This is a genomic window from Streptomyces sp. NPDC048636, from assembly GCF_040650655.1.
In the GTDB taxonomy this organism is placed as follows: domain Bacteria; phylum Actinomycetota; class Actinomycetes; order Streptomycetales; family Streptomycetaceae; genus Streptomyces.
This window is the reverse complement of sequence record NZ_JBEZHR010000015.1, coordinates 15,918-35,404: the sequence shown is the minus strand read 5'-3', so window position 1 is coordinate 35,404 and position 19,487 is coordinate 15,918. Positions and strand designations below refer to the sequence as shown.

Genomic DNA, 19,487 nt, shown 5'->3' with positions numbered 1-19,487 from the left:
TTCCGGTGCCCCCGCTGCGAGGGCCCGTCAACAATGCGGCGGCAGGGTGACCGGCCTTCCGCGTCTGCTCCTGGCTTCTCCTGTCCGTTCCCGGACGATCCTCTCCCGGACGATCCTCTCCCGGACGATCCTCCGACTCACCGCCGTCTGCCCCCGGCACCCCCGGCCCATTCGTGCCGGGCGCGCGATCCGCTCAGGACCGCACGCTTCCCTGGTCGGCGGGTGCGCGTCCGCCGTCGCGGGCCGCCACGTACGGATACGCGGCGACCGCGGCGTACACCAGCGCGGCCCCCAGCAGCCAGCCGCCCAGCACATCGCTGGGCCAGTGCACCCCGAGGTACAGCCGGGTGAACCCCACTCCGAACACCGACACCGCACCGGCCACGGCCACCGGTGCGAGCCACCGGGTCCGCGCCCCGTGCAGCGCCATCACCCACACCACCAGCCCGCAGGCGACGGCCGCGGTGAGCGCGTGGCCGGACGGGAAGGCGCTGTAGTGCGCCGAGTCCACCGGATCGGGCCAGTGCGGACGCGCACGGCCGACCGTCCCCTTGATCCCCTGCTGGAGCAGGGTGCCCAGCGCCGCCGTGGCCGCGACCCATCCGGCGAGCAGCCGCTCCCGGCGCCACAGCAGCCAGCCCACCACCACCGCCAGCAGGGCACGCATCGTCCAGGGGTCCCAGACCCAGTCCGAGAGCACCCGGGCGGTCTCGGTCCTGCCGTGGTGGGTCACGGCGGAGTGGTGCAGGGACACCACGATGTCCCGGTCGGCGCGGTCCAGGGGCCCCCATGAGGCGGCCACCAGCGCGAGCAGGAGGAGGAAGAGCGCGAGGAGCACGGCCGAGGTGCGGGCGGGGTGGCGGATCGGCGGCTGCATGCACCGATGATCGCTGACGGGCGGGGCCGGGTGCCAGGAGGGCGCTTGAGCGGGCCGCCCGGGAACCACGAGGCCCTAGCGGCCGGGGCCGGGCCTACGGGGCGTGGAGCGAGCTGCGGGACGTTCGGGCCGGGCCGGTCCTACGGGGCCTACCGGCCGGGGCCATCGGGCCGGAGCCTCAGCCCAGCACCCGCAGCGCCGGAACCAGCGTCACCAGCAGCGGGACGACCGGTACGAGCACCGCCGCGGCCGTCAGCCGCCAGCGGCGCCCCACCGGAAGGCGCGAGGCGGGGGCGAGCAGCCGGTCCACCCGCTGCGGCACCTGCGCCAGACCGCTGGGGCAGGGGCCGAACACCCCGCGGTCCTCGTTGAGTTCGAACAGCGCCAGCGCGGTGGTGGTCCGTCCGAAACGGCGCGAGGCGGAGTCGTCGGCGGCCAGCTCCACCAGCCGGTGCACCTCGTCGCGGAACGCCTCGAAGACCGGCACCTGTGGAAAGCCGCTGGCCAGCGCCCCGGAGCAGTGCAGCAGCCAGTGGTGCCTGGCGCGCGCGTGGCCCTGCTCATGGGCGATGACCGCGTCGAGCCGACGGCCCTTGAGGCGGCGCAGCGCCGCGGTGGTGATGATGAGTTGGGGAGTGGCGCCCGGCAGCAGCCAGGCGTCGGGCTTGTCGCCCTCGAGGACGACGAGTCGCTCCCCGGAGGGCTCCTCACCGGGCAACACCGGGGAGCGTACGAGCAGTTCTTCCCGGTGCCGCTTGCGCCAGGCGCGGGCGTGGCGGATCTCGCGGGTGAGCATCACCACGTTCCATACGGCTCCGGAGGCGAGCGCGAGGGCCACCGGCGCGGCCCACGGCCCGTAGCCGGTGAGCGCGTACGCCTCGACCACGCCGTGGGGCGCGGGGGCGAAGACGTTCCCGCGGACGGCCTCCGAGGCGGCCGCGGCGGTGAGCGCCATGGTGAGCGCGCAGCACAGCAGCACGGCGACGACGACGCACTGCCACACCCAGAGGGCGAGTACGGGTTCGCGGTCGACCCAGTCGGAGCGGGACAACAGGCGTGGCGCCATCGCCGCCGCCAGTGCGCCCAGGCCCATCAGCACGAGCGGGACCATCATGGCCGCCAGCCTATGGGCGCGGCGTCGGGCCGGGGTACGGTCCCGCGGGCGAAGTGACGCACACCACGGCGTGTCGGGGTGCGGGGTCAGAGCGTCAGGAGCATGGCGAACGTCCCGATCGCCATCGACAGCCTGCACGCATGCCACAGCTCGGGCCGCCGCGACCAGGAGACGGGAGGCGCGCCGCGGTCCGGTCCGCCGTCGGTGAGCGGCACCAGCCGCAGCCCGCAGCGCACCACATAGACGGCGAAGTAGGCGAGCAGCGCTCCGGTGAGCAGCGGTACGCCCGCCGCCATCCGCTCCTGTGCCGTGACACCGGTGTGCTGATGGCCGTGTGCCGTGCCCGCCGTCATCGCGAGCGCCATATAGACCATCGCCAACGCCCCTATGGCGTGGTGCAGATGGTGCCCGGACCACCCCGCGCCGCCGCGCACCGGCAGGAGCGCTCCCACGGCCGCGACGCCGAAGACCGCCGCGAAGGCGGGCGGTGCCCAGGGCCCGGGGTCCAGCGCACCGGACGGCACCGCCATCACCGCCATCCCCCACCCCATCAGCGCCTCGGCGCCCGCGCCGCGCCGGCCCGCGCCCGGCGGCTCGCCCCGCATCCGCACCAGGCAGTACGTCCCGCTCGCCGCGCACAGCGCCACCAGCAGCCAGCCGACAAGCGGAGGTCCGTGCACGGCACACCTCCCGGGACGGACGGGTACCGGCAGGATTCCCCGCTCGCGCCGGACTATGGCAGCGCACGGGCGCAGTGGGGGAGCGCGCCGAGAGCATCCGCCCTACCCGCTTCGGTGCGGCGGCGGGAGAGCGGCCGCCGGTGGAGTCCGGATGAGGGCGGTGCCATGCCGCCCGGATGTGGCACGGTGATCACGCAGTCCATGGATCACCGAAATGGATCACCCAAGAGGAGAGACCGTGTCGAATCCCCCGCTTCCCGAGGCCGCCGTCGCCATGCTGAAGAAGGCCAACCCGGCCGTCATCGCCACGCTCCGGCCCGACGGTCAGCCGGTCTCCACGGCCACCTGGTACCTGTGGGACGACGGCCGGATCCTGGTCAACATGGACGAGGGGCGTAAGCGGCTCGCGCACATCCGCGAGAACCCCCGGGTGACGCTCACCGTGCTGGACGAGGGCAGCTGGTACACCCACATCAGCGTCATCGGCCGGGTCACCGAACTCCGGGACGACGAGGGCCTGGCCGATATCGACCGGCTGGCCCGGCACTACATCGACCGGGACTACCCGCGGCGCGACCGGGACCGGGTCAGCGCCTGGATCGAGATCGACCGCTGGCACGGCTGGGGCGAGATGAAGGAGAACGACCAGGCCGGCTGACCCGGCCCCGCACCCGCGTCCCTCACCGGGGACGCGGGTGCGGCGCCTCAGGGCCGATAGCGCAGCGGATGGTCCTCGGGGACCTCCACGACCGCGATACGGACGCCGTCGGGGTCTCCAGGCCACAACGACTTTGTTATTAGAGCACTGGTGCCATGACCCTTCTACTCGGTGCCGAGCGGCTAGAGGCCCTGTCAGCTATTCGTCTCAGCGTTCGAACAGACGAAACGACATCGCCGGGACGTCAGCGGGGTGCCAACCAGCAGTCGGCACAGGCGCTTGGAGCCCGCATCGTCGGTGAGGCGGAAGACCTCGACGTATCCGCATCGAAGACGACGCCCTTCGAAAGGCCGGAGCTGAGCAAGTGGCTGGCCGAACCATCGCGATTCGACATGATCCTTTGGTGGCGCCTGGATCGAGCCGTGCGGTCCATGGCGGACATGCACGATCTGGCGAAGTGGGCACGCACCTATCGGAAGATGCTCGTCTTCGCTGAGGGGCCCGGCGGGATGCTGAAGCTCGACTTTCGTAATCCGCTTGATCCCATAGCGGAAATCATGGTAACGCTCCTGGCATTCGCGGCCCAGATGGAGGCTCAGGCGATTCGGGAGCGCGCACAGGGAGCCACGGCCGCCATGCGCACCATGGCACTTCGTTGGCGTGGCGCGCGTCCCCCGTACGGATACATGCCGGCTCCTATGCCCGACGGGGCGGGGCGCCAAAGTGTCAAACTAGACCCCTATTTCTAACTCTCCTTAACGCGTGTTAGAGAGAATGAAAATAGGGGTCTACTCTGACCCTCAGTCTGACTTTCCGCAGGTAGAGGCGGAGGCGGCCCGTTCGACGGCCGCGGAGCCCCAGACCGAAACGCCATACCCATAACAGAAGTACCGGGAGGGATGCGCGAGCGTAGCGAGTAGCGTGCGCCCCGTCCCCCGGTCGGCGTCCGGCGCCGTTCCTGCGCTCCCCGTCCTCTCCTCCGGGTAGAAGCGCGGTCGAGCGGCGCCGGATGCTCCAAGGCTGCGGGCTAGAGCCGCGTGGATGGGCCGTGTGTCCAGCGCGAAAGCTTCCCGACCATGACGAGCACCACCCGTTGACGCTGCTCAGAGAGAAACGGCCAGGTCAGCCACGCAGGTGCAGACAGCACAACTACAAGCATGACGGGCAAGACGCGTACCGCGACGAGAAGTTGCCGGGACGTCGAGAGGGGCATTTAGGCACACTCCACCTAGGGTGACGGCGGATCCTTTTGATCCGCTTCGACTAACCGGTGGAGGTGAACTGTCTTGTAGCCACCTCTATTTGGCAGGGTGAGCAGCGCTCACACAGCAGGATACCCCGTCAGGAGTCCTGGGACGTCCCGACGGTGAACTGCGCAGCGCGCGCCCGACGTAGTAGCGCCCACGATGCTTCGCGCTCGTGGCCCGTGCGGTGCATCGTGCTGCGGCTGTCCGACGGCGGGACCCGGGCAGCATCGCTCCGCGCTACCGGCAACGGCGGCTGACACTGCGGAGAGGGCGTGGCCTCGGTGCTGTCACCGTGGCGCGACGCCCTATTTGGGCAGATTCACCACGAACACCGGCCCCGGTGCCGGATCATCGCCACCCACGTAGCTCACTCGCCCACCACGGCGGGCGACATCGAGCACCAGCTTCCCCGTCAGCGACTGGCCCGGCTTGTACGTCGCATCCAGGTCCGGCCCTTCGCCAACGCCTTCCAGCGTGGTTGCGTCCTGCGCGGCCGTCTGGTCGTCCTCCCACTTCATCAGCCCGTAGGAGGAGAACTCCGCGGATGCCTTCCCGACATTCTTGATCGTCAGGGCGAGGACGACGTATTGACCCTGCTCCGGCTTGTTCGTCGTGCCGACTTCAGCCGGGGTCACGTACTTCGCGCTGACGGCCGTCACTCGCAGCTTCGACGTCACCCTGTAGTTCTCGCCGTACTCGTCCGTCTTGCCGGTCGCGAACGTGCCCGACTCTCCGACGCCGATCACCGGGGTCGCGGGCGGCTTGGGCTTCGGGGACTCCTTCGCCGCCTTCTCAGCCGTAGCCGGCGCCGATGGAGCGGACGCTGACGAGTCATCTCCATCGTCCGACGAGCAGCCAACCAGAACGGCCCCGAGAACGGCCACAGACGCCGCTCTGACGGCGTAACGGGACGTGCGCATGGAATCCCCCCATGGATCCTGTGAGCGTCGACGTACGACGCCCAAGAGCGCTCAGTATGCACGGAAGTGCGACGGGATGTAGCTCAGTAGGAAGAGCGCCCGCTTTGGGAGCGGGAGGCCGCAGGTTCGAGACCTGCTATCTCAGCGCGTCAGCCACCACGTGAGAAGCCCTGAGGCAGCGCTAGACAGTGCCGCTAGGAGACGGACGGGGACGCGGTCCGCAGTGATGCGGAAACCACCGATGCGGAACTCAAGGTAAGGCCCTGCGTCGGACGGTGACTTGACCTGTTCCGAAGTGCGCGACATGCAAACAACCATCCCGCCAGTTGAGGAACACCCGCAAAAGTAAACGGAAGTTGGGGTGATATGTGGGGTGCGCAGCGCGAAATGAGTATGTCACGGTGGTTCTGACGCAGTGCACCGGAACTGGGCGATTGATCTGAAGCTTTTCTTCGATGGTGGGTAGCTGTCAGCGCCTTGAAAGATGCAGGTAGGGGCGCTGTGGCTGCCTCGATGGGTGTTAGAACACAAGCTCAACGGGGTGTGTCGTCGCCGTCTGCGGTCCCCCGTGATGCGGAAGAACCGCCATGTGCTGGGCACAAGCGCTGACGAGGAATGGCGCAGGTCAGAGCGGGTCGGGTCACGCCACTGACCTGCGTGTCTCGCTCACCGACCGGTGCAACATCCTGTGCATGGGTGAGGACACATTGCGCCCTGATGCTGTCCAGCTTCCGCGCTAAGTTGCCCACTACAGCCTGTTCTGAAAGCGCCGCAGATTAGATCCCGGCCCCGTCGGGGAGTTCCCGGGAGCGAGATTGATCCATTCCTAGGGAGGCGCCATGGCGTGGGCCAACAGCAACCGACGACAGAGCCTGCCGAGAAATTGGCCGGTCATCGTGCGCCGGATCAAGCGTCGTGATGGGTACCGCTGCACCACCGTGTTCGAGGGGTGCGTCGTCGTTCGAGTTCGGGGCGACGCACTGACCTCATCCCCAGACGGGGCGTCCGCCCTGCCACAGTGCAGTTACGTGTCCCGCGAATCGGTCGTACAGCCCATCGTCACCGAGCTTGCGCAGGTGCAGCATGGGCGACTCGTGGCCGAGAAGGCTGGACAAGTGCGGGGTGACGAGCATTTCGGAATCGAAGCTGAAGACGGACAATGCAATGTGCTCGTCGCTGAAACGGGCTTGGATGCCTTCGTGCTGCCGCAGCTTCGACAACGCGTCCAGCGTGATGCGAATGCGTGTTCCGACGGTGAGCGGAACACCTTCGATTTCCTCCCTTCGCCTGGTGACCTCTGAGTCTGGATCACCGACGAGGAAGCGCACCGCGCATCCGGCCGCAGCCTTCGCCGCCAAGCGGTCGATGAGTCGCGGCTGCTCCTGCCAGATGAAGTAGTTGGTGTAGCCGGCGAAGGTGATTTGATGCGCCGCTGCGTCGATCAACTGTCCCCACACCGACGTCGGGCAGGCGTTGCGGTAGGGGTACGCCTGAACGATCTCTCGGCTAGCTCCGGTCTTGACAACCGACTTGGCTGCCCGTGGCCACAGCATGCCCTCATCTGCTCCTAACGCCTTGGCGACGGCGGCCCTGGTGTCGGGATGCGGAGCCCGACTAGGGTTGCTCAGCCACCGTTCCGCGGTCTTGGGGGTCACCCCCACCATACGGGCGAGTCTGCCGGTGGTGACGCCGGCCTCGTCCATAGCATCCCGAAGCGATTCGTTCAAGATTCCTCCCCCGGACGTTTGGGACGCTTAGGACGATAGCGCGAGGGCGTCCTGTCTGTCCCGTCCATGGGAGTTCAAACGTCCCTATGGGTGGTCGACAGTGTGAGCATGAAGAGCGACGAGACAGCAGCATCCGCGTACATCTACGACCGGGAAACCACCAGCGCGGACAACGCAGATGAACGGATTGCCGTCTGTCGCGATTACGCCGCGCGGATGGGCTGGAACGTGGCCGGTCAGTGGGTGGATCGTGGGGACAACGCCGTCAGCGCGCGTCGCATGCAGTGGGTGGGGATGCTGGCGGCTATGGATTTCGAGACGCCGGGTCGTCAGCCGGTGTGCCTCGTCGCTAGCTGGGACCGCATCGCCCGGGACGCTTCGCTCCGCGCCGAGTTCCGTCAGATGGTGAGCAAGATCAACGGCGTGTGTGTCTCCGTGGCGGACCGGGTGCCCGAGTCCGATGTCATCCCGTCGGCGGTGCACCGTGGCTGACGTACTGACGACGGACGATGCGCGGACCTTCGAAGAAGAGGCGCGGGTGGCCAGTCGGTCAGCGTCGCTGGCACTCGCCAACCCGATGACTTCCCTCGGCGACATCCGAGCCGCGCTGATTACCGTTCAGCGCGCATTGGACGATGTGCTCAGGGTCGCCGAGGACCGGAAGCGGCAGCTCGACCGCCACGGCCCCGCACAGCCCCCCGAGTAGAAGACCCCTGTCTGTCGGCGTCATGGGGGCGTGACGGCAGACAGGCGCGGCCCGGTCGCATCTGCGTACTCCCACCCGGGCCGACGGTGAGGGCCCGATCTCCCGCCCTGTTACCGGGCCCTCACCACCCCAAAAGCTCCGTCCGCCGTCTGAGGTCGGCATCCCGGGGAGGCGGGCGGACGGCGGGGCCCCGGCACGGAGGTCACATCCGCTGGGGCCCCGTCCGGTAAATCGAATGACCTCACCCCGAGGCACGTGGTTGGAGGCCGGTGCGGCTCGGGGCGAGGACGGCGCACCACCAACACAGAAGAGGTACGCGCATGAGCAACGGTACAGTCCTGCTGTCCGACGAGGATCGCGCAGTCGTCGCCGACACGGTCATGACGAACAACCCCGATATGGGGGCTGATCTGGCGGCCCGCATCGTCGACGAGGCCACGAAGTTTGTGGCGGCCGTCGCGAACACTCCGGAACCGCTCGCACCGTCGCGCGTCGTCGACGAGGGGTGGCACGCACTGATCCTGAACACCCGCATCTATGAGCGGCTGTGCAAGAAGATCGGCCGCTTCGTCCACCACACTCCTGAGCGTCCGGACCCCGAAAACCGCGACCCCAAGTCGTTGACGAAGACTCAGGCGCGGATCGTCGCGGAGGGGTTCACCGTCGATGACGCGCTGTGGCTGGCTCCGACGGACGCGAACATCCCCGTTGCTGCGAGCTGCCAGCACCGACCCGCCGACCCGGAGGGCACCTGTACGGGTGACCCGGACGGCGACGGCCCGAGTGGACCGAACTGAGGAAGACCTGAACGGGCAGTTCCGACCGTAGCTACCATCGTCACGGGAGGTGGTCATGTCGACACAGTGGGTAGACCCAAAGCGAGCGGGGCTGGTGGCGCTCGTTGACAAGCTACAGCGGGCATCGGACCCTCAGCGCGAGAGCGCTTGCGGGTGCACGCGGAAGCGCGGCCCGCGGATGGTGGCGACGGTCGTCGTCCATGGGGGCATCGCGTATGCCGTTCCGTGTAATAGCTGCGGCGGTAAGGGCGCCGTCCCGTAGGTCAGCAACCCGATAGCGGCCCCGTCCGTGCGCTCCCCAGTGGCGCCGGGCGGGGCTTCGTCATGTCTGCACGCTGTTAGATCCCTGGCCGATAGCGGATCGGGTGATCCTCTGGGACCTCCACGATGACGATTTTGAGTCCGTCCGGGTCCGCGATCCACATCTCGATCAGTCCCCAGGGCTCCTGTTTCGGCGGGCGCGGCACCTCCACGCCCCGCGCGGCCAGCTCCTCGTACGCCGCCGCCGCGTCCGCGACCTGGAGCCACAGCTGGAGGCCCGGCGCGGGCGGGGTGTCGGAGCGGCCGGAGAGCTCCAGGAAGCCACCGCCCAGGAAATAGACCGTGCCGCGCTCGGGCCCGGTTCCGAACTCGCGGTAGACCGCGAGCCCGAGCGCCTCGCCGTAGAACGCCCGGGAGCGCTCGGGGTCCGTCGGCCGCAGCAGTGTGCGGCTGCTCAGTACGTGCACCATGTCCGCGACCCTACGCACCCCGCCCGGTGGGTCCGGGGGCGCGGGAGAATGTCACGCCGTGTAGCGCGTCGCCCGCCGGATCTCCGGGAAGTCGGTGGTGCCGCCGTCGAGCCCGAGGCCGCGGGCCAGCCTCAGCTGATCGGGGGTGTTCACCGTCCAGCCGATGACCTTGAGGTCGGCGGCATGGGCCCGCTCCACCAGCTCCAGGGTCAGCCTGCGGAGGTTGAGCACCAGCATTCCGGCGCCCACCGCCCGTGCCCGGTCGATCACGTCCAGCCCGTAGCGGCTGGCGACCAGCGCGGTGCGCGCCTCCGGCAGCAGGGTGCGGATCTCGGCCAGGGCCCCGTCATGGAAGGAGAGGATGTCCACCCGGCCCAGCAGATCGCGCCGGGTGATGACCTCCGCCAGCGCCCGCGCGGCCGCCACGTCCTTGATCTCGGCCTGGAGCGGCGCCCGCACGGCGTCCACGACCTCCTCGAAGACCGGGATCCGCTCGCCCTCCCCGGCGTCCAGCTCACGCAGCTCGGCGAGGGTGCGGTCGCTGATCGGCCCCGTGCCGTCGGTCGTCCGGTCCACCTCGGCGTCGTGCATCACCACGAGTGCGCCGTCCTTGCTGAGGTGCAGGTCCAGCTCGATGACGTCCAGACCCTCGTGATCGGCGCGGACGAACGAGCGCAGGGTGTTCTCCGGCTCGACGCCCATCACTCCGCGGTGTCCGATGGTGAGAAAAGTCAACGCTGTCTCGCTCTTCTGTCGGCCGCTGTCGGAGGTGGTGGCGGCAGGCTGCCCGGACGGGCGCACAGCCTAACGGCCGACCGTGTCAGGAGGCTGAAGCCACGGCCGTGGCATGGCTTGGCCCGGATGGGGCAGGAAAAACAGCGGCGGTGTGGGTGTGAGGCAGGATAATTTCCCGTACCGCCCCTTGAGTGAAAGAAGCGTCCGCAGATACGGTGTCATCACGATAGTTTCTTCGGCGAAGGAGAGGTCATGACGGAAATCCTTTCGTCCGCCATAGCGGACGGTGGCGTTCTGCCTGCGGAGCGTGTTGTCGAGCATCCGGCGTGGCCGACCCTGAAGGATGCTGTCGAAACGATTCGGCCCTGGCAGTCGAAGGACGGTTCGATCGACTTCGACGCGGCGGGCGCGCCCTCCCGCGCCACCGCCGTGGCCGCCGCCGATCGGGTGATGAAGGCGATCGAGGAGCTGGCCCCGCTGCTCCCGCACAACGCCGAGTACCACCGCGCGCTCGTCGCCGATCTGCGCCGCTGGGCCGACGGCGGCTTCGAGGTGCCCGACTTCCTGGACTCGCTGCTCGCCTTCCAGCCCGCCCAGGCGCGGGTCGACGGCCTTCAGCACCTGGTCGTCTTCCCCATGTACACGCAGAACGGCAATCCGAACCGCAATCTGGAAGCCGTCGTGCTGCGTATGGTCTGGCCGGACTGGCTGGCCGAGCTGGAGCGCACCCGCTACGACAACCCGCTCTACATCGGCATCGCCTTCGAGGACTTCACCGCCGGGTACGACACCAACTCCGCGGTGCTCTTCCCCGAGACCATCGCCGTGCGCGAGGCCCCCGAGCGGTTCAGCTGGGGCGGCATCTTCTGCGACCGCGAGGCCGCCCGCTTCCGCCGGGTCAGCCAGGCCGCCGTCAGCGCCCTCGGCATCGAACTCCCCGAGGACATCGCGGAGATGCTGGCCGACCAGAAGCGCTGCCAGGAGGCGTTCGCCCTGTGGGACATGGTCCACGACCGCACCCACAGCCACGGTGACCTGCCCTTCGACCCCTTCATGATCAAGCAGCGGCAGCCGTTCTGGATGTACGGCCTGGAGGAGCTGCGCTGCGACCTCACCGCCTTCAAGGAGGCCGTGAAGCTGGAGGCCGAGGGGGTCGCCCAGGCCCGTGACGTCCAGTACGCCGTGATCTTCGACCGGATGTTCCGCTTCCCGGTCACCGGCGACCGCGTCCGCAACTACGACGGCCTCGGCGGCCAGTTGCTCTTCGCCTACCTCCACCAGCACGACGTCGTACGCTGGACGGACAACACCCTGCACATCGACTGGTCCCGCGCCTCGCAGGTCACCAATCAGCTGTGCGGTGAGATCGAGAAGCTCTACCGCGACGGCATCGACCGTCCCAAGCTGGTCCACTGGTTCAAGGCGTACGAGCTGGTGTCCAGCTATCTGTCACCGCACCCCGGCTCGGTGTGGGCCAAGGGCCCCGACGCCCTGGACCTGACCCAGCCGCCGCGCAAGCTCGTCGACGATGTGCTCCCCGACGAGTTTCCGCTGAGCATGTTCTACGAGGCGCTCGCCAAGAAGCTGCGGGACGTGGTCGCCTCCACCAAGGGGATCACGGCCGACGCCGACGTGCGGGCGGCCGCGTGAGCCCCTTCGGGGCACAGGCGGACGGACATCAGGCAGCCAAGACCGAGGAGGCAACGACCATGACCACACCGACGTCGAGCCCGACCCCCAACGAGCCGGGCGACAAGGGCCCGCTCGACGGTGCGGTCGTGGCGGTGGCGGGGGCGGCGGGCCCCGCGGGCCGCGCCACACTGCTCCGGCTCGCCGAGGCCGGAGCCACCGTCGTGGCCTCCGACGCCGATCCCGTACGGCTGGCCGAGGCCGTGGACGCCGCGCGGTACGCCCATGGCGGCGCCACCGTCACCGGCGAGACCGTGGACCTGCTGGACCTCGGCGCGGCCCGGGAGTGGGCCGACCGCACCGAGAAGGAGTTCGGCCGGATCGACGGACTGGTCCATCTGGTCGGCGGCTGGCGCGGCAGCAAGACCTTCGCCGACGCCCCGCTCGCCGACTGGGACACCCTGCACAACCTGCTGATCCGTACCGCCCAGCACACCTCGCTGGCCTTCCACGACGCCCTCCAGCGCGGCGGCAAGGGCCGCTATGTGCTGATCAGCGCGGCGGGCGCGTCCCAGCCCACCGCGGGCAACGCCGCGTACGCCGCCGCCAAGGCCGCCGCCGAGGCCTGGACGCTCGCGCTCGGCGACTCCTTCCGCAAACTGGGGGGCGAGAGCGGACCGTCGGCCGCCGCTGTCATCCTGGTGATCAAGGCGCTGGTGCACGACGCCATGCGCGCGGAACGCCCCAACGCGAAGTTCGCGGGCTTCACGGACGTCAAGGAGCTGGCCGAGGCCATCACCGGAGTCTGGGACCGGCCCGCGCAGGAAGTGAACGGAACCCGCCTGTGGCTGACCCCCAAGCCGTGAGGACCGACGCCCGTCGCCATCACGACCCCGAGATACGCGGATTCGCCAGCGACAACTACGCGGGCGCGCATCCGGAGATCCTCGCCGCGCTCGCCCTCGCCAACGAAGGCCATCAGGTCTCCTACGGCGAGGACGACTACACGGCGCACCTCCAGTTCATCATGCGTAGCCATTTCGGCCCCGACGCCCAGGCGTTCCCGGTGTTCAACGGCACCGGCTCCAACGTCGTCGCGCTCCAGGCCCTCACCGACCGCTGGGGCGCCGTCATCTGCGCCGAGACCGCGCATATCAACGTCGACGAGTGTGGTGCCCCCGAGCGCGTCGGCGGGCTCAAGCTGCTCACCGTCCCCACCGAGGACGGCAAGCTCACCCCCGACCTCATCGACCGCCAGGCGTGGGGCTGGGACGACGAGCACCGGGCGATGCCGCAGGTCGTCTCGATCGCCCAGAACACCGAGCTGGGCACCGTCTACACGGTGGACGAGATCCGGGCCATCTGCGACCACGCCCATGAGCGGGGGATGAAGGTCCACCTGGACGGGGCGCGGATATCCAACGCGGCCGCGTCCCTGGATGTGCCGATGCGGTCGTTCACCAATGTGGCGGGCGTGGACATCGTGTCGTTCGGCGGCACCAAGAACGGCATGCTGTTCGGCGAGGCCGTGGTGGTGCTCGACCCGGACGCCGGGCGCGCCATGAAGCATCTGCGCAAGCTGTCCATGCAGCTCGCCTCCAAGATGCGGTTCGTCTCCGTCCAGCTCGAGGCGCTGCTCGCGCGCGATCTGTGGCTGCGCAACGCCCGCCAGGCCAACGCCATGGCCCGGCGGCTGGCCGACGGCGTCCGCGGGGTGGACGGGGTGGAGATCCTCTACCCGGTCCAGGCCAACGCGGTCTTCGCCCGGCTGCCGCACGACGTGAGCGAACGCCTCCAGAAGCGGTACCGCTTCTACTTCTGGGACGAGACGGCCGGAGATGTGCGCTGGATGTGCTCCTACGACACCACGGAGGAGGACGTCGACGGCTTCATCGCGGCGCTGAAGGAAGAGCTCGGCAAGGCGTAGCCGGAGGCCGACCGACGGACGGGGGCGGACCGCTCAGGCGGCCCGCCCCCGTCCGTCGTCGTGTGTGGGTGGCTAACGGCCGCGGTCCAGGGCCAGTGCCTCCGCCGGGGTGGGCGCCGTACCGCCGAGGTGGGCCGGGACCCACCAGGTGTCCTCCGGACCCTTCGGCCGCACCGGATACGCCCGCTGCGCCGCCTCCAGCAGCTCCTGGACCCGGCCCCGCAGCCGCTCGGTCAGGGAGTCCGACGGCTCGGCGGGGTCGGCCTCCATCGGCTCGCCGACCCGCATGGTGATCGGGAAGTGGTTGCGGCCCAGCGCCCGCTTATGGCCCTTGGTCCACAGCCGCTGGGTGCCCCACAGCGCCATCGGCAGCAGCGGAACGCCCGCCTCCTGGGCCAGCCGGGCCGCGCCCGACTTGAAGTTCTTCAGGGCGAACGAGCGCGAGATGGTGGCCTCCGGGAAGACCCCGATGATCTCGCCGGAGCGCAGCGCCTTCAGGGCGTGCTTGTACGCGTCCATGCCCGCCGCCCGGTCCACCGGGATGTGCTTCATCGCGCGCATCAGCGGCCCGGACATCTTGTGCCGGAAGACCGACTCCTTCGCCATGAACCGCACCAGCCGCTTCGCCGGAAGGGCGGTCAGCCCGCAGAAGACGAAGTCGAGATAGCCGATGTGATTGCTGACCAGAACCGCGCCGCCCCGCTGCGGGACATTCTCGGTGCCCTTGATGTCGAAGCGCAGATCCAGCGCCTTGAACATGGTGCGGGCGACGCCGATGACCGGCGGGTAGACGAGCTCTGCCATAGAGGGACCCTTCGTCGATGTTCCCGGGGAGGGCTCTCCCGGCGGAAGTTACGCGGCCGTAGGTATGCGGCTTCTGCCAGATGCTGCCCGATGTCGGCACCTGGGGCTACCGCCCGACACCCCCGTGCCGGGAGATCCTCATCACGTCGGGAATCCCCACGGCTCCGGGAACGCTGTACGAAGGATGACTGAAGGACGGCGAAAGGCAGGGGGACACGCGTGCGCGACGGTGAGCGGAGCGGCCGGCTGAGCGCCGCCGACCTGGGCGGGGAGCTGGGGCGGCGGGCCACGCTCGTACAGTTCTCCAGCGCCTTCTGTCAGCCCTGCCGGGCCACCCGGCGCACCCTGCACGAGGTCGCCGCGATGGTGGACGGTGTCGCCCATCTGGAGGTTGACGCCGAGGCGCGGCTGGAGCTGGTGCGGGCGCTGGAGATCGACCGGACCCCCACCGTGCTGGTGCTGGACGGCTCCGGCCGGATCGTCCGCCGCGCCGCCGGACAGCCCCGCCGGGCCGATGTCATCGCCGCGCTGGGTGATGCGGTGTGACGACCCCCATCCCCGCCCGGACTTGACGGTGTGCTCCGGGCCTCGTCAGGGTGAACGGCATGCGGCCTGGACTCCTTCTCTACGGACGCGTGCACGTGGATCCGGTGCGGACCGCGAGCGCACGCTGTCCGGGCGGGTGAGCGACGACGACCCCATGGCTCCCCCCGCTCGTACTCTCCCGCAGAAGGGCACCTCCATGACGGCATCGCCCGAACTGGGCACCCCCCGGCTCGCCGCGTCCGAACCCTCCTCCCGCCCCTCCGCCGCCGTCGACCCCTCCGCCCTGCTCCGCTCGGTCTTCCGGCGGCACGCGGCCGGGGTCGCCGTGATCACCGCGCAGGGCGAGCGGCCCGTGGGGTTCACCGCGACCTCGCTCGTCTCCGTCGCCGCCGAGCCCCCGCTGCTCTCCTTCGGTGTGGGCACCGCCTCCTCGAGCTGGCCTGTGATCGCCGAGGCCGCCCATGTCGGGGTGCATGTCCTGGGGGAGCACCAGCGCGAGCTGGCCGCGACCTTCGCCCGCAGCGGTGCGGACCGCTTCGGACCGGGCACCGGCTGGCGCTCGGGGCCGGAGGGAGTGCCGCTGCTGGACGGGGTGCTGGGGTGGCTGGTGTGCCGGGTGGTGGCACGGATACCGGCGGGGGACCATCATGTGGTCATCGGCGAGGTGACCGCGGGAGACCCGGCGGCGGCGGGCCGCCCGCTCCTGTACCACCAGGGGCGCTTCAACGCGCTGCGCGACTGAGAAGTCCCGCCGCGCCGCCGTTGGCAACGTCACAGTTCACGTGGGTTGCGAACGGGGAAAGTGGTGGGTGTACTGGCGAGTAATATTTGGTTCGGTGCATGGGCCGCCCCGACCGGGAACCGAACGGATACCGCCCCCGAGGGCGCCTATGCTGCCAGCACAAGGCAGCTCGGAAGAGACGATGCAGTAGGAGAGCCGGCGTGAGCTTGAGGATCGTTGTCTGTGTGAAGTACGTGCCCGACGCCACCGGCGACCGGCACTTCGCCGAAGACCTGACTGTCGACCGCGACGATGTGGACGGCCTGCTCTCGGAGCTGGATGAGTACGCGGTCGAGCAGGCGCTGCAAATCGCCGACGAGGCCGACGAGGCCGAGATCACGGTGCTGACCGTGGGCCCGGAGGACGCCAAGGACGCGCTGCGCAAGGCGCTGTCCATGGGGGCGGACAAGGCCGTCCATGTCGAGGACGACGATCTGCACGGCACCGACGTGCTGGGCACCTCGCTGGTGCTGGCCAAGGCGGTCGAGAAGACCGGTTACGACCTGGTGATCTGCGGCATGGCGTCCACGGACGGCACCATGGGCGTGCTGCCGGCGCTGCTGGCCGAGCGGCTGGGCGTGCCGCAGGTGACCCTGCTGTCGGAGGTCTCGGTCGAGGACGGCACCGTCAAGGGCCGCCGCGACGGTGACACGGCCACCGAGCAGCTGGAGGCGTCGCTCCCGGCGGTGGTGTCGGTGACCGACCAGTCGGGCGAGGCCCGCTACCCCTCCTTCAAGGGCATCATGGCCGCCAAGAAGAAGCCGGTGACCTCCTGGGACCTGGACGACCTGGAGATCGACGGGGACGAGGTCGGTCTCGAGGGTGCCTGGACCGCGGTCGACTCCGCCACGGAGCGCCCGGCCCGTACCGCGGGCACGATCGTCAAGGACGAGGGCGAGGGCGGTAAGCAGCTCGCCGAGTTCCTGGCCGGCCAGAAGTTCATCTGAGCCGCGCCGTCCTACCGCCCCCGACATCTCGCATTTCGCAGGAGAGCGATTCCCATGGCTGAAGTCCTCGTCTATGTCGACCATGTGGACGGTGCCGTCCGCAAGCCCACCCTGGAGCTGCTGACCCTGGCCCGCCGGATCGGCGAGCCCGTGGCCGTGGCCCTCGGCTCCGGTGCCGAGGCCACCGCCGCCACCGCCGCCGAGTACGGCGCGGTCAAGGTCCTCACCGCCGACGCCCCCGAGTTCGCCGACTACCTGGTGGTCCCGAAGGTGGACGCGCTGGAGGCCGCGTACCAGGCAGTGTCCCCGGCCGCCGTGCTGGTGCCGTCCTCCGCGGAGGGCAAGGAGATCGCGGCGCGGCTCGCGCTGCGCATCGGCTCCGGCATCATCACCGACGCCGTCGACCTGGAGGCGGGTGACGAGGGTCCGGTGGCGAGCCAGTCGGTCTTCGCCGCCGCGTTCGCCACCAAGTCCCGGGTCTCCAAGGGCACGCCGGTCATCACCGTGAAGCCCAACTCGGCCGCCCCGGAGGCCGCTCCGGCCGCGGGCACCGTGGAGCCGCTCAGCGTCTCCTTCGGCGACCAGGCCACCGGCACCAAGGTCACCTCGCGCACCCCGCGCGAGTCGACCGGCCGCCCGGAGCTGACCGAGGCCGCGATCGTGGTCTCCGGCGGCCGCGGTGTCGGCGGCGCGGAGAACTTCCCCGTCGTCGAGGCGCTCGCCGACTCGCTGGGTGCCGCCGTGGGTGCCTCGCGCGCCGCGGTGGACGCGGGCTGGTACCCGCACACCAACCAGGTGGGCCAGACCGGTAAGTCGGTCTCCCCGCAGCTGTACATCGCGGCGGGCATCTCCGGCGCGATCCAGCACCGCGCCGGTATGCAGACCTCGAAGACCATCGTGGCCATCAACAAGGACGCCGAGGCCCCGATCTTCGACCTGGTCGACTACGGCGTGGTCGGAGACCTCTTCGAGGTCGTCCCGCAGCTCACCGAAGAGGTCAAGACCCGCAAGGGCTGATCTCCGCCGAGCCCGTCCGTGGGGCCCGTACGCACACCGCGTACGGGCCCCACGGCCGTCATGGCGCCTTCCCGCCCGCCGGGCGCGGGTGTTGACCCGCCCCCGGCGCCCGGATACGTTCATTCAACGAATTGTTGAAATTGGATCCGGCGCGGTCGGTACATGACGTGGAGGTGCGGGAATGGTCCGGCGCGAAACGGTGGAGACCAGCCTTCCGGGAGCCGTGCGCGACGGTATCGCCGCCTCCCTCGCCGCCGTCGACGCCGAACTCGCCCGCCGCTACCCCGGCGACCCCGGCACCCGGCAGCCGGTGCACACCGTCTACGTCCCGGCCGACGCCTTCACCGCCGACACCGTCCGCTCCTGGGGCGACCAGGCGTTGGCGGCCCTGGACGAGCACGCCCCGGACGCCGCCTCCCTCGCCGCGGTCCTCGGCCTTCCCGACGACCTCGCCGAGCCCGTCCACCGGCGGATGCGCGCCAAGCTGGAGCGCGAACCGGTCGAGGATCTGCGCATCGATTTCGAGGACGGCTACGGGCCGCGCCCCGACGCCGAGGAGGACGCGGCGGCCGCCCGCGCCGCCTCCCTCGTCGCCGCCGCCCACGCGGAGGGCACCGCGCCGCCATCCGTCGGCATCCGTATGAAGTGCATGGAAGCCGCCGTCCGCGACCGCGGCATCCGCACCCTGGACATCTTCCTCACCGGGCTGCTGGACTCCGGCGGTCTCCCCGACGGCCTGGTGCTCACCCTGCCCAAGGTCAGCCATCCCGAGCAGATCACCGCCATGGTGCGGCTGTGCGAGGAGTTCGAGCGGGCCCGCGGGCTGGCACCGGGCCGGCTCGGCTTCGAGATCCAGATCGAGACCACCCAGGCCGTCCTCGGCCCCGACGGCCGCGCCACCGTCGCCCGGATGATCGACGCCGCCCAGGGCCGCGCCACCGGGCTGCACTACGGCACCTTCGACTACAGCGCGGCGTGCGGTGTCAGCCCCGCCCACCAGTCCCTCGACCACCCCGTGGCCGACCACGCCAAGGCGGTGATGCAGGTGGCCGCCGCGGGTACCGGTGTCCGGCTCTCCGACGGCTCCACCAACGTCCTCCCCGTCGGCCCCACCGAGCGTGTCCACGACGCCTGGCGGCTCCACCACCGCCTCGTCCGGCGCTCCTTGGCCCGCGCTTACTACCAGGGCTGGGATATGCACCCGGGCCATCTCCCCACCCGCTACGCCGCCGTCTACGGCTTCTACCGCGAGGGCCTGGAGACGGCCGCGGCCCGGCTGTCCGCCTACGTACGGCGCGCGGGCGGCGCCGTCATGGACGAGCCCGCCACCGCGCGGGCGCTCAGCGGCCATCTGCTGCGCGGTCTGGACTGCGGAGCGCTGGACCCCGCCGAGGTGGAACACCTCACCGGCGTCCCCCGCACCCAGCTCGACGCCCTGGCCGGCCGCCCCCCGGCCGGCCCCCCGAACTGAGCCCGGGGGGAGCCCGCCTTCCCACCGAAGGGGCTGACCCGCGGCCGGGCTCGACGCGTTCGCCGGGGGGCGCCCCGGCGGGTTCGGCGCGCTGTGTCCGGGGCCCCGCCGCACGCCCGCTGTCCGCGCGTCCCGGCCGCTCGCCGTCCGGCCGTCCCGCTGTCCGGCCCCGG

21 protein-coding genes, 1 tRNA gene and 1 pseudogene are annotated in these 19,487 nt (G+C 70.1%); 14 read left to right on the top strand and 9 right to left on the bottom strand.

Annotated features, from left to right (window positions below):
* Positions 1 to 193: 193 nt before the first annotated feature.
* From AB0C66_RS29905 to AB0C66_RS29895, 3 genes are all read right to left on the bottom strand, one after another.
* Positions 194 to 877, bottom strand: coding sequence for a phosphatase PAP2 family protein (locus tag AB0C66_RS29905; protein WP_362445429.1), 684 nt, complete (start codon positions 875 to 877; stop codon positions 194 to 196).
* Positions 878 to 1,055: 178 nt separating this feature from the next.
* Entirely contained in the window at positions 1,056 to 1,991 is a 936-nt protein-coding gene (locus tag AB0C66_RS29900) for a M56 family metallopeptidase (protein ID WP_362445426.1), read from the bottom strand.
* A gap of 86 nt (positions 1,992 to 2,077) precedes the next feature.
* Positions 2,078 to 2,671 carry a DUF5134 domain-containing protein gene (locus AB0C66_RS29895; RefSeq protein ID WP_362445423.1) on the bottom strand — a complete coding sequence of 198 codons (594 nt, stop codon included), beginning with the start codon at positions 2,669 to 2,671 and terminating at the stop codon, positions 2,078 to 2,080.
* 238 nt (positions 2,672 to 2,909) lie between these two features.
* Between AB0C66_RS29895 and AB0C66_RS29890 the strand changes: the two genes are divergently transcribed.
* On the top strand, positions 2,910 to 3,329 hold the full coding sequence (locus AB0C66_RS29890; protein WP_362445420.1) for a PPOX class F420-dependent oxidoreductase: 420 nt from the start codon (positions 2,910 to 2,912) through the stop codon (positions 3,327 to 3,329).
* Positions 3,330 to 3,376: 47 nt separating this feature from the next.
* On the opposite strand, the pseudogene AB0C66_RS29885 reads toward AB0C66_RS29890, so the two are convergent.
* Positions 3,377 to 3,457, bottom strand: a pseudogene (locus AB0C66_RS29885) (VOC family protein); the annotation flags it as partial.
* 27 nt (positions 3,458 to 3,484) lie between these two features.
* On the opposite strand from AB0C66_RS29885, the gene AB0C66_RS29880 reads away from it, so the two are divergent.
* Positions 3,485 to 4,078, top strand: a complete 594-nt coding sequence (locus tag AB0C66_RS29880; RefSeq protein ID WP_362445417.1) for a recombinase family protein — start codon at positions 3,485 to 3,487, stop codon at positions 4,076 to 4,078.
* Positions 4,079 to 4,881: 803 nt separating this feature from the next.
* On the opposite strand, the gene AB0C66_RS29875 is transcribed toward AB0C66_RS29880, so the two are convergent.
* A complete protein-coding gene (locus tag AB0C66_RS29875) occupies positions 4,882 to 5,496 on the bottom strand; it encodes a DUF4352 domain-containing protein (RefSeq protein WP_362445414.1) in 615 nt (204 codons plus the stop codon).
* Positions 5,497 to 5,568: 72 nt separating this feature from the next.
* On the opposite strand from AB0C66_RS29875, the gene AB0C66_RS29870 reads away from it, so the two are divergent.
* A tRNA-Pro gene (locus AB0C66_RS29870) sits at positions 5,569 to 5,641 on the top strand.
* Positions 5,642 to 6,482: 841 nt separating this feature from the next.
* Here the strand turns inward: AB0C66_RS29870 and AB0C66_RS29865 are convergent.
* Entirely contained in the window at positions 6,483 to 7,223 is a 741-nt protein-coding gene (locus AB0C66_RS29865; protein WP_362445411.1) for a DUF5919 domain-containing protein, read from the bottom strand.
* A 108-nt stretch (positions 7,224 to 7,331) separates the two neighbouring features.
* On the opposite strand from AB0C66_RS29865, the gene AB0C66_RS29860 reads away from it, so the two are divergent.
* The 3 genes from AB0C66_RS29860 to AB0C66_RS29850 all read left to right on the top strand — a co-directional run bounded on the left by AB0C66_RS29860 (position 7,332) and on the right by AB0C66_RS29850 (position 8,726).
* A complete protein-coding gene (locus tag AB0C66_RS29860; protein WP_362445408.1) occupies positions 7,332 to 7,715 on the top strand; it encodes a recombinase family protein in 384 nt (127 codons plus the stop codon).
* Positions 7,708 to 7,929 (top strand): hypothetical protein, encoded by a 222-nt coding sequence (locus AB0C66_RS29855; RefSeq protein WP_362445405.1) that lies wholly within the window; start codon positions 7,708 to 7,710, stop codon positions 7,927 to 7,929. Before AB0C66_RS29860 ends, AB0C66_RS29855 begins: the two co-directional genes overlap by 8 nt.
* A 320-nt stretch (positions 7,930 to 8,249) precedes the next feature.
* Entirely contained in the window at positions 8,250 to 8,726 is a 477-nt protein-coding gene (locus tag AB0C66_RS29850) for a hypothetical protein (RefSeq protein WP_362445403.1), read from the top strand.
* A 338-nt stretch (positions 8,727 to 9,064) separates the two neighbouring features.
* Here AB0C66_RS29850 and AB0C66_RS29845 read toward each other — a convergent pair whose 3' ends face one another.
* A complete protein-coding gene (locus AB0C66_RS29845) occupies positions 9,065 to 9,457 on the bottom strand; it encodes a VOC family protein (RefSeq protein WP_362445400.1) in 393 nt (130 codons plus the stop codon).
* Between the two features lie 51 nt (positions 9,458 to 9,508).
* A complete protein-coding gene (locus AB0C66_RS29840) occupies positions 9,509 to 10,192 on the bottom strand; it encodes a glycerophosphodiester phosphodiesterase family protein (protein WP_362445397.1) in 684 nt (227 codons plus the stop codon).
* 252 nt (positions 10,193 to 10,444) lie between these two features.
* Between AB0C66_RS29840 and AB0C66_RS29835 the strand changes: the two genes are divergently transcribed.
* From AB0C66_RS29835 to AB0C66_RS29825, 3 genes are read left to right on the top strand one after another with little or no spacing between them, the layout of a single operon-like run.
* Complete coding sequence (locus AB0C66_RS29835; RefSeq protein WP_362445394.1) at positions 10,445 to 11,842, top strand: DUF6421 family protein; 1,398 nt, start codon at positions 10,445 to 10,447, stop codon at positions 11,840 to 11,842.
* Between the two features lie 59 nt (positions 11,843 to 11,901).
* Entirely contained in the window at positions 11,902 to 12,687 is a 786-nt protein-coding gene (locus AB0C66_RS29830) for an SDR family NAD(P)-dependent oxidoreductase (protein ID WP_362445391.1), read from the top strand.
* Positions 12,684 to 13,748 carry a low specificity L-threonine aldolase gene (locus tag AB0C66_RS29825; RefSeq protein WP_362445818.1) on the top strand — a complete coding sequence of 355 codons (1,065 nt, stop codon included), beginning with the start codon at positions 12,684 to 12,686 and terminating at the stop codon, positions 13,746 to 13,748. Before AB0C66_RS29830 ends, AB0C66_RS29825 begins: the two co-directional genes overlap by 4 nt.
* A 72-nt stretch (positions 13,749 to 13,820) precedes the next feature.
* Here AB0C66_RS29825 and AB0C66_RS29820 read toward each other — a convergent pair whose 3' ends face one another.
* Positions 13,821 to 14,552 carry a lysophospholipid acyltransferase family protein gene (locus AB0C66_RS29820; protein WP_362445388.1) on the bottom strand — a complete coding sequence of 244 codons (732 nt, stop codon included), beginning with the start codon at positions 14,550 to 14,552 and terminating at the stop codon, positions 13,821 to 13,823.
* 219 nt (positions 14,553 to 14,771) lie between these two features.
* Here AB0C66_RS29820 and AB0C66_RS29815 point away from each other — a divergent pair, with 219 nt between their 5' ends.
* The 5 genes from AB0C66_RS29815 to AB0C66_RS29795 all read left to right on the top strand — a co-directional run bounded on the left by AB0C66_RS29815 (position 14,772) and on the right by AB0C66_RS29795 (position 19,314).
* Positions 14,772 to 15,098: a thioredoxin family protein gene (locus AB0C66_RS29815; RefSeq protein ID WP_362445385.1), complete on the top strand. Its 327-nt coding sequence runs from the start codon at positions 14,772 to 14,774 to the stop codon at positions 15,096 to 15,098.
* 196 nt (positions 15,099 to 15,294) lie between these two features.
* Positions 15,295 to 15,840, top strand: coding sequence for a flavin reductase family protein (locus AB0C66_RS29810; RefSeq protein ID WP_362445382.1), 546 nt, complete (start codon positions 15,295 to 15,297; stop codon positions 15,838 to 15,840).
* Positions 15,841 to 16,040: 200 nt separating this feature from the next.
* Complete coding sequence (locus AB0C66_RS29805; protein WP_362445379.1) at positions 16,041 to 16,826, top strand: electron transfer flavoprotein subunit beta/FixA family protein; 786 nt, start codon at positions 16,041 to 16,043, stop codon at positions 16,824 to 16,826.
* 54 nt (positions 16,827 to 16,880) lie between these two features.
* The gene (locus AB0C66_RS29800; protein WP_362445376.1) at positions 16,881 to 17,843 is read left to right on the top strand and encodes an electron transfer flavoprotein subunit alpha/FixB family protein; all 963 of its coding nucleotides are present in this window, start codon (positions 16,881 to 16,883) and stop codon (positions 17,841 to 17,843) included.
* A 181-nt stretch (positions 17,844 to 18,024) separates the two neighbouring features.
* Entirely contained in the window at positions 18,025 to 19,314 is a 1,290-nt protein-coding gene (locus AB0C66_RS29795; protein WP_362445374.1) for an aldolase/citrate lyase family protein, read from the top strand.
* Positions 19,315 to 19,487: the final 173 nt, after the last annotated feature.

Bases quoted from the DNA above. Each gene is read 5' to 3' on its own strand.
- AB0C66_RS29800 (WP_362445376.1), top strand. From the start codon at position 16,881: ATGGCTGAAGTCCTCGTCTATGTCGACCATGTGGACGGTGCCGTCCGC.
- AB0C66_RS29850 (WP_362445403.1), top strand. From the start codon at position 8,250: ATGAGCAACGGTACAGTCCTGCTGTCCGACGAGGATCGCGCAGTCGTC.
- AB0C66_RS29900 (WP_362445426.1), bottom strand. From the start codon at position 1,991: ATGATGGTCCCGCTCGTGCTGATGGGCCTGGGCGCACTGGCGGCGGCG.
- AB0C66_RS29835 (WP_362445394.1), top strand. From the start codon at position 10,445: ATGACGGAAATCCTTTCGTCCGCCATAGCGGACGGTGGCGTTCTGCCT.
- AB0C66_RS29830 (WP_362445391.1), top strand. From the start codon at position 11,902: ATGACCACACCGACGTCGAGCCCGACCCCCAACGAGCCGGGCGACAAG.
- AB0C66_RS29875 (WP_362445414.1), bottom strand. From the start codon at position 5,496: ATGCGCACGTCCCGTTACGCCGTCAGAGCGGCGTCTGTGGCCGTTCTC.
- AB0C66_RS29795 (WP_362445374.1), top strand. From the start codon at position 18,025: ATGGTCCGGCGCGAAACGGTGGAGACCAGCCTTCCGGGAGCCGTGCGC.
- AB0C66_RS29905 (WP_362445429.1), bottom strand. From the start codon at position 877: ATGCAGCCGCCGATCCGCCACCCCGCCCGCACCTCGGCCGTGCTCCTC.
- AB0C66_RS29880 (WP_362445417.1), top strand. From the start codon at position 3,485: ATGACCCTTCTACTCGGTGCCGAGCGGCTAGAGGCCCTGTCAGCTATT.
- AB0C66_RS29810 (WP_362445382.1), top strand. From the start codon at position 15,295: ATGACGGCATCGCCCGAACTGGGCACCCCCCGGCTCGCCGCGTCCGAA.
- AB0C66_RS29845 (WP_362445400.1), bottom strand. From the start codon at position 9,457: ATGGTGCACGTACTGAGCAGCCGCACACTGCTGCGGCCGACGGACCCC.
- AB0C66_RS29860 (WP_362445408.1), top strand. From the start codon at position 7,332: ATGAAGAGCGACGAGACAGCAGCATCCGCGTACATCTACGACCGGGAA.
- AB0C66_RS29820 (WP_362445388.1), bottom strand. From the start codon at position 14,552: ATGGCAGAGCTCGTCTACCCGCCGGTCATCGGCGTCGCCCGCACCATG.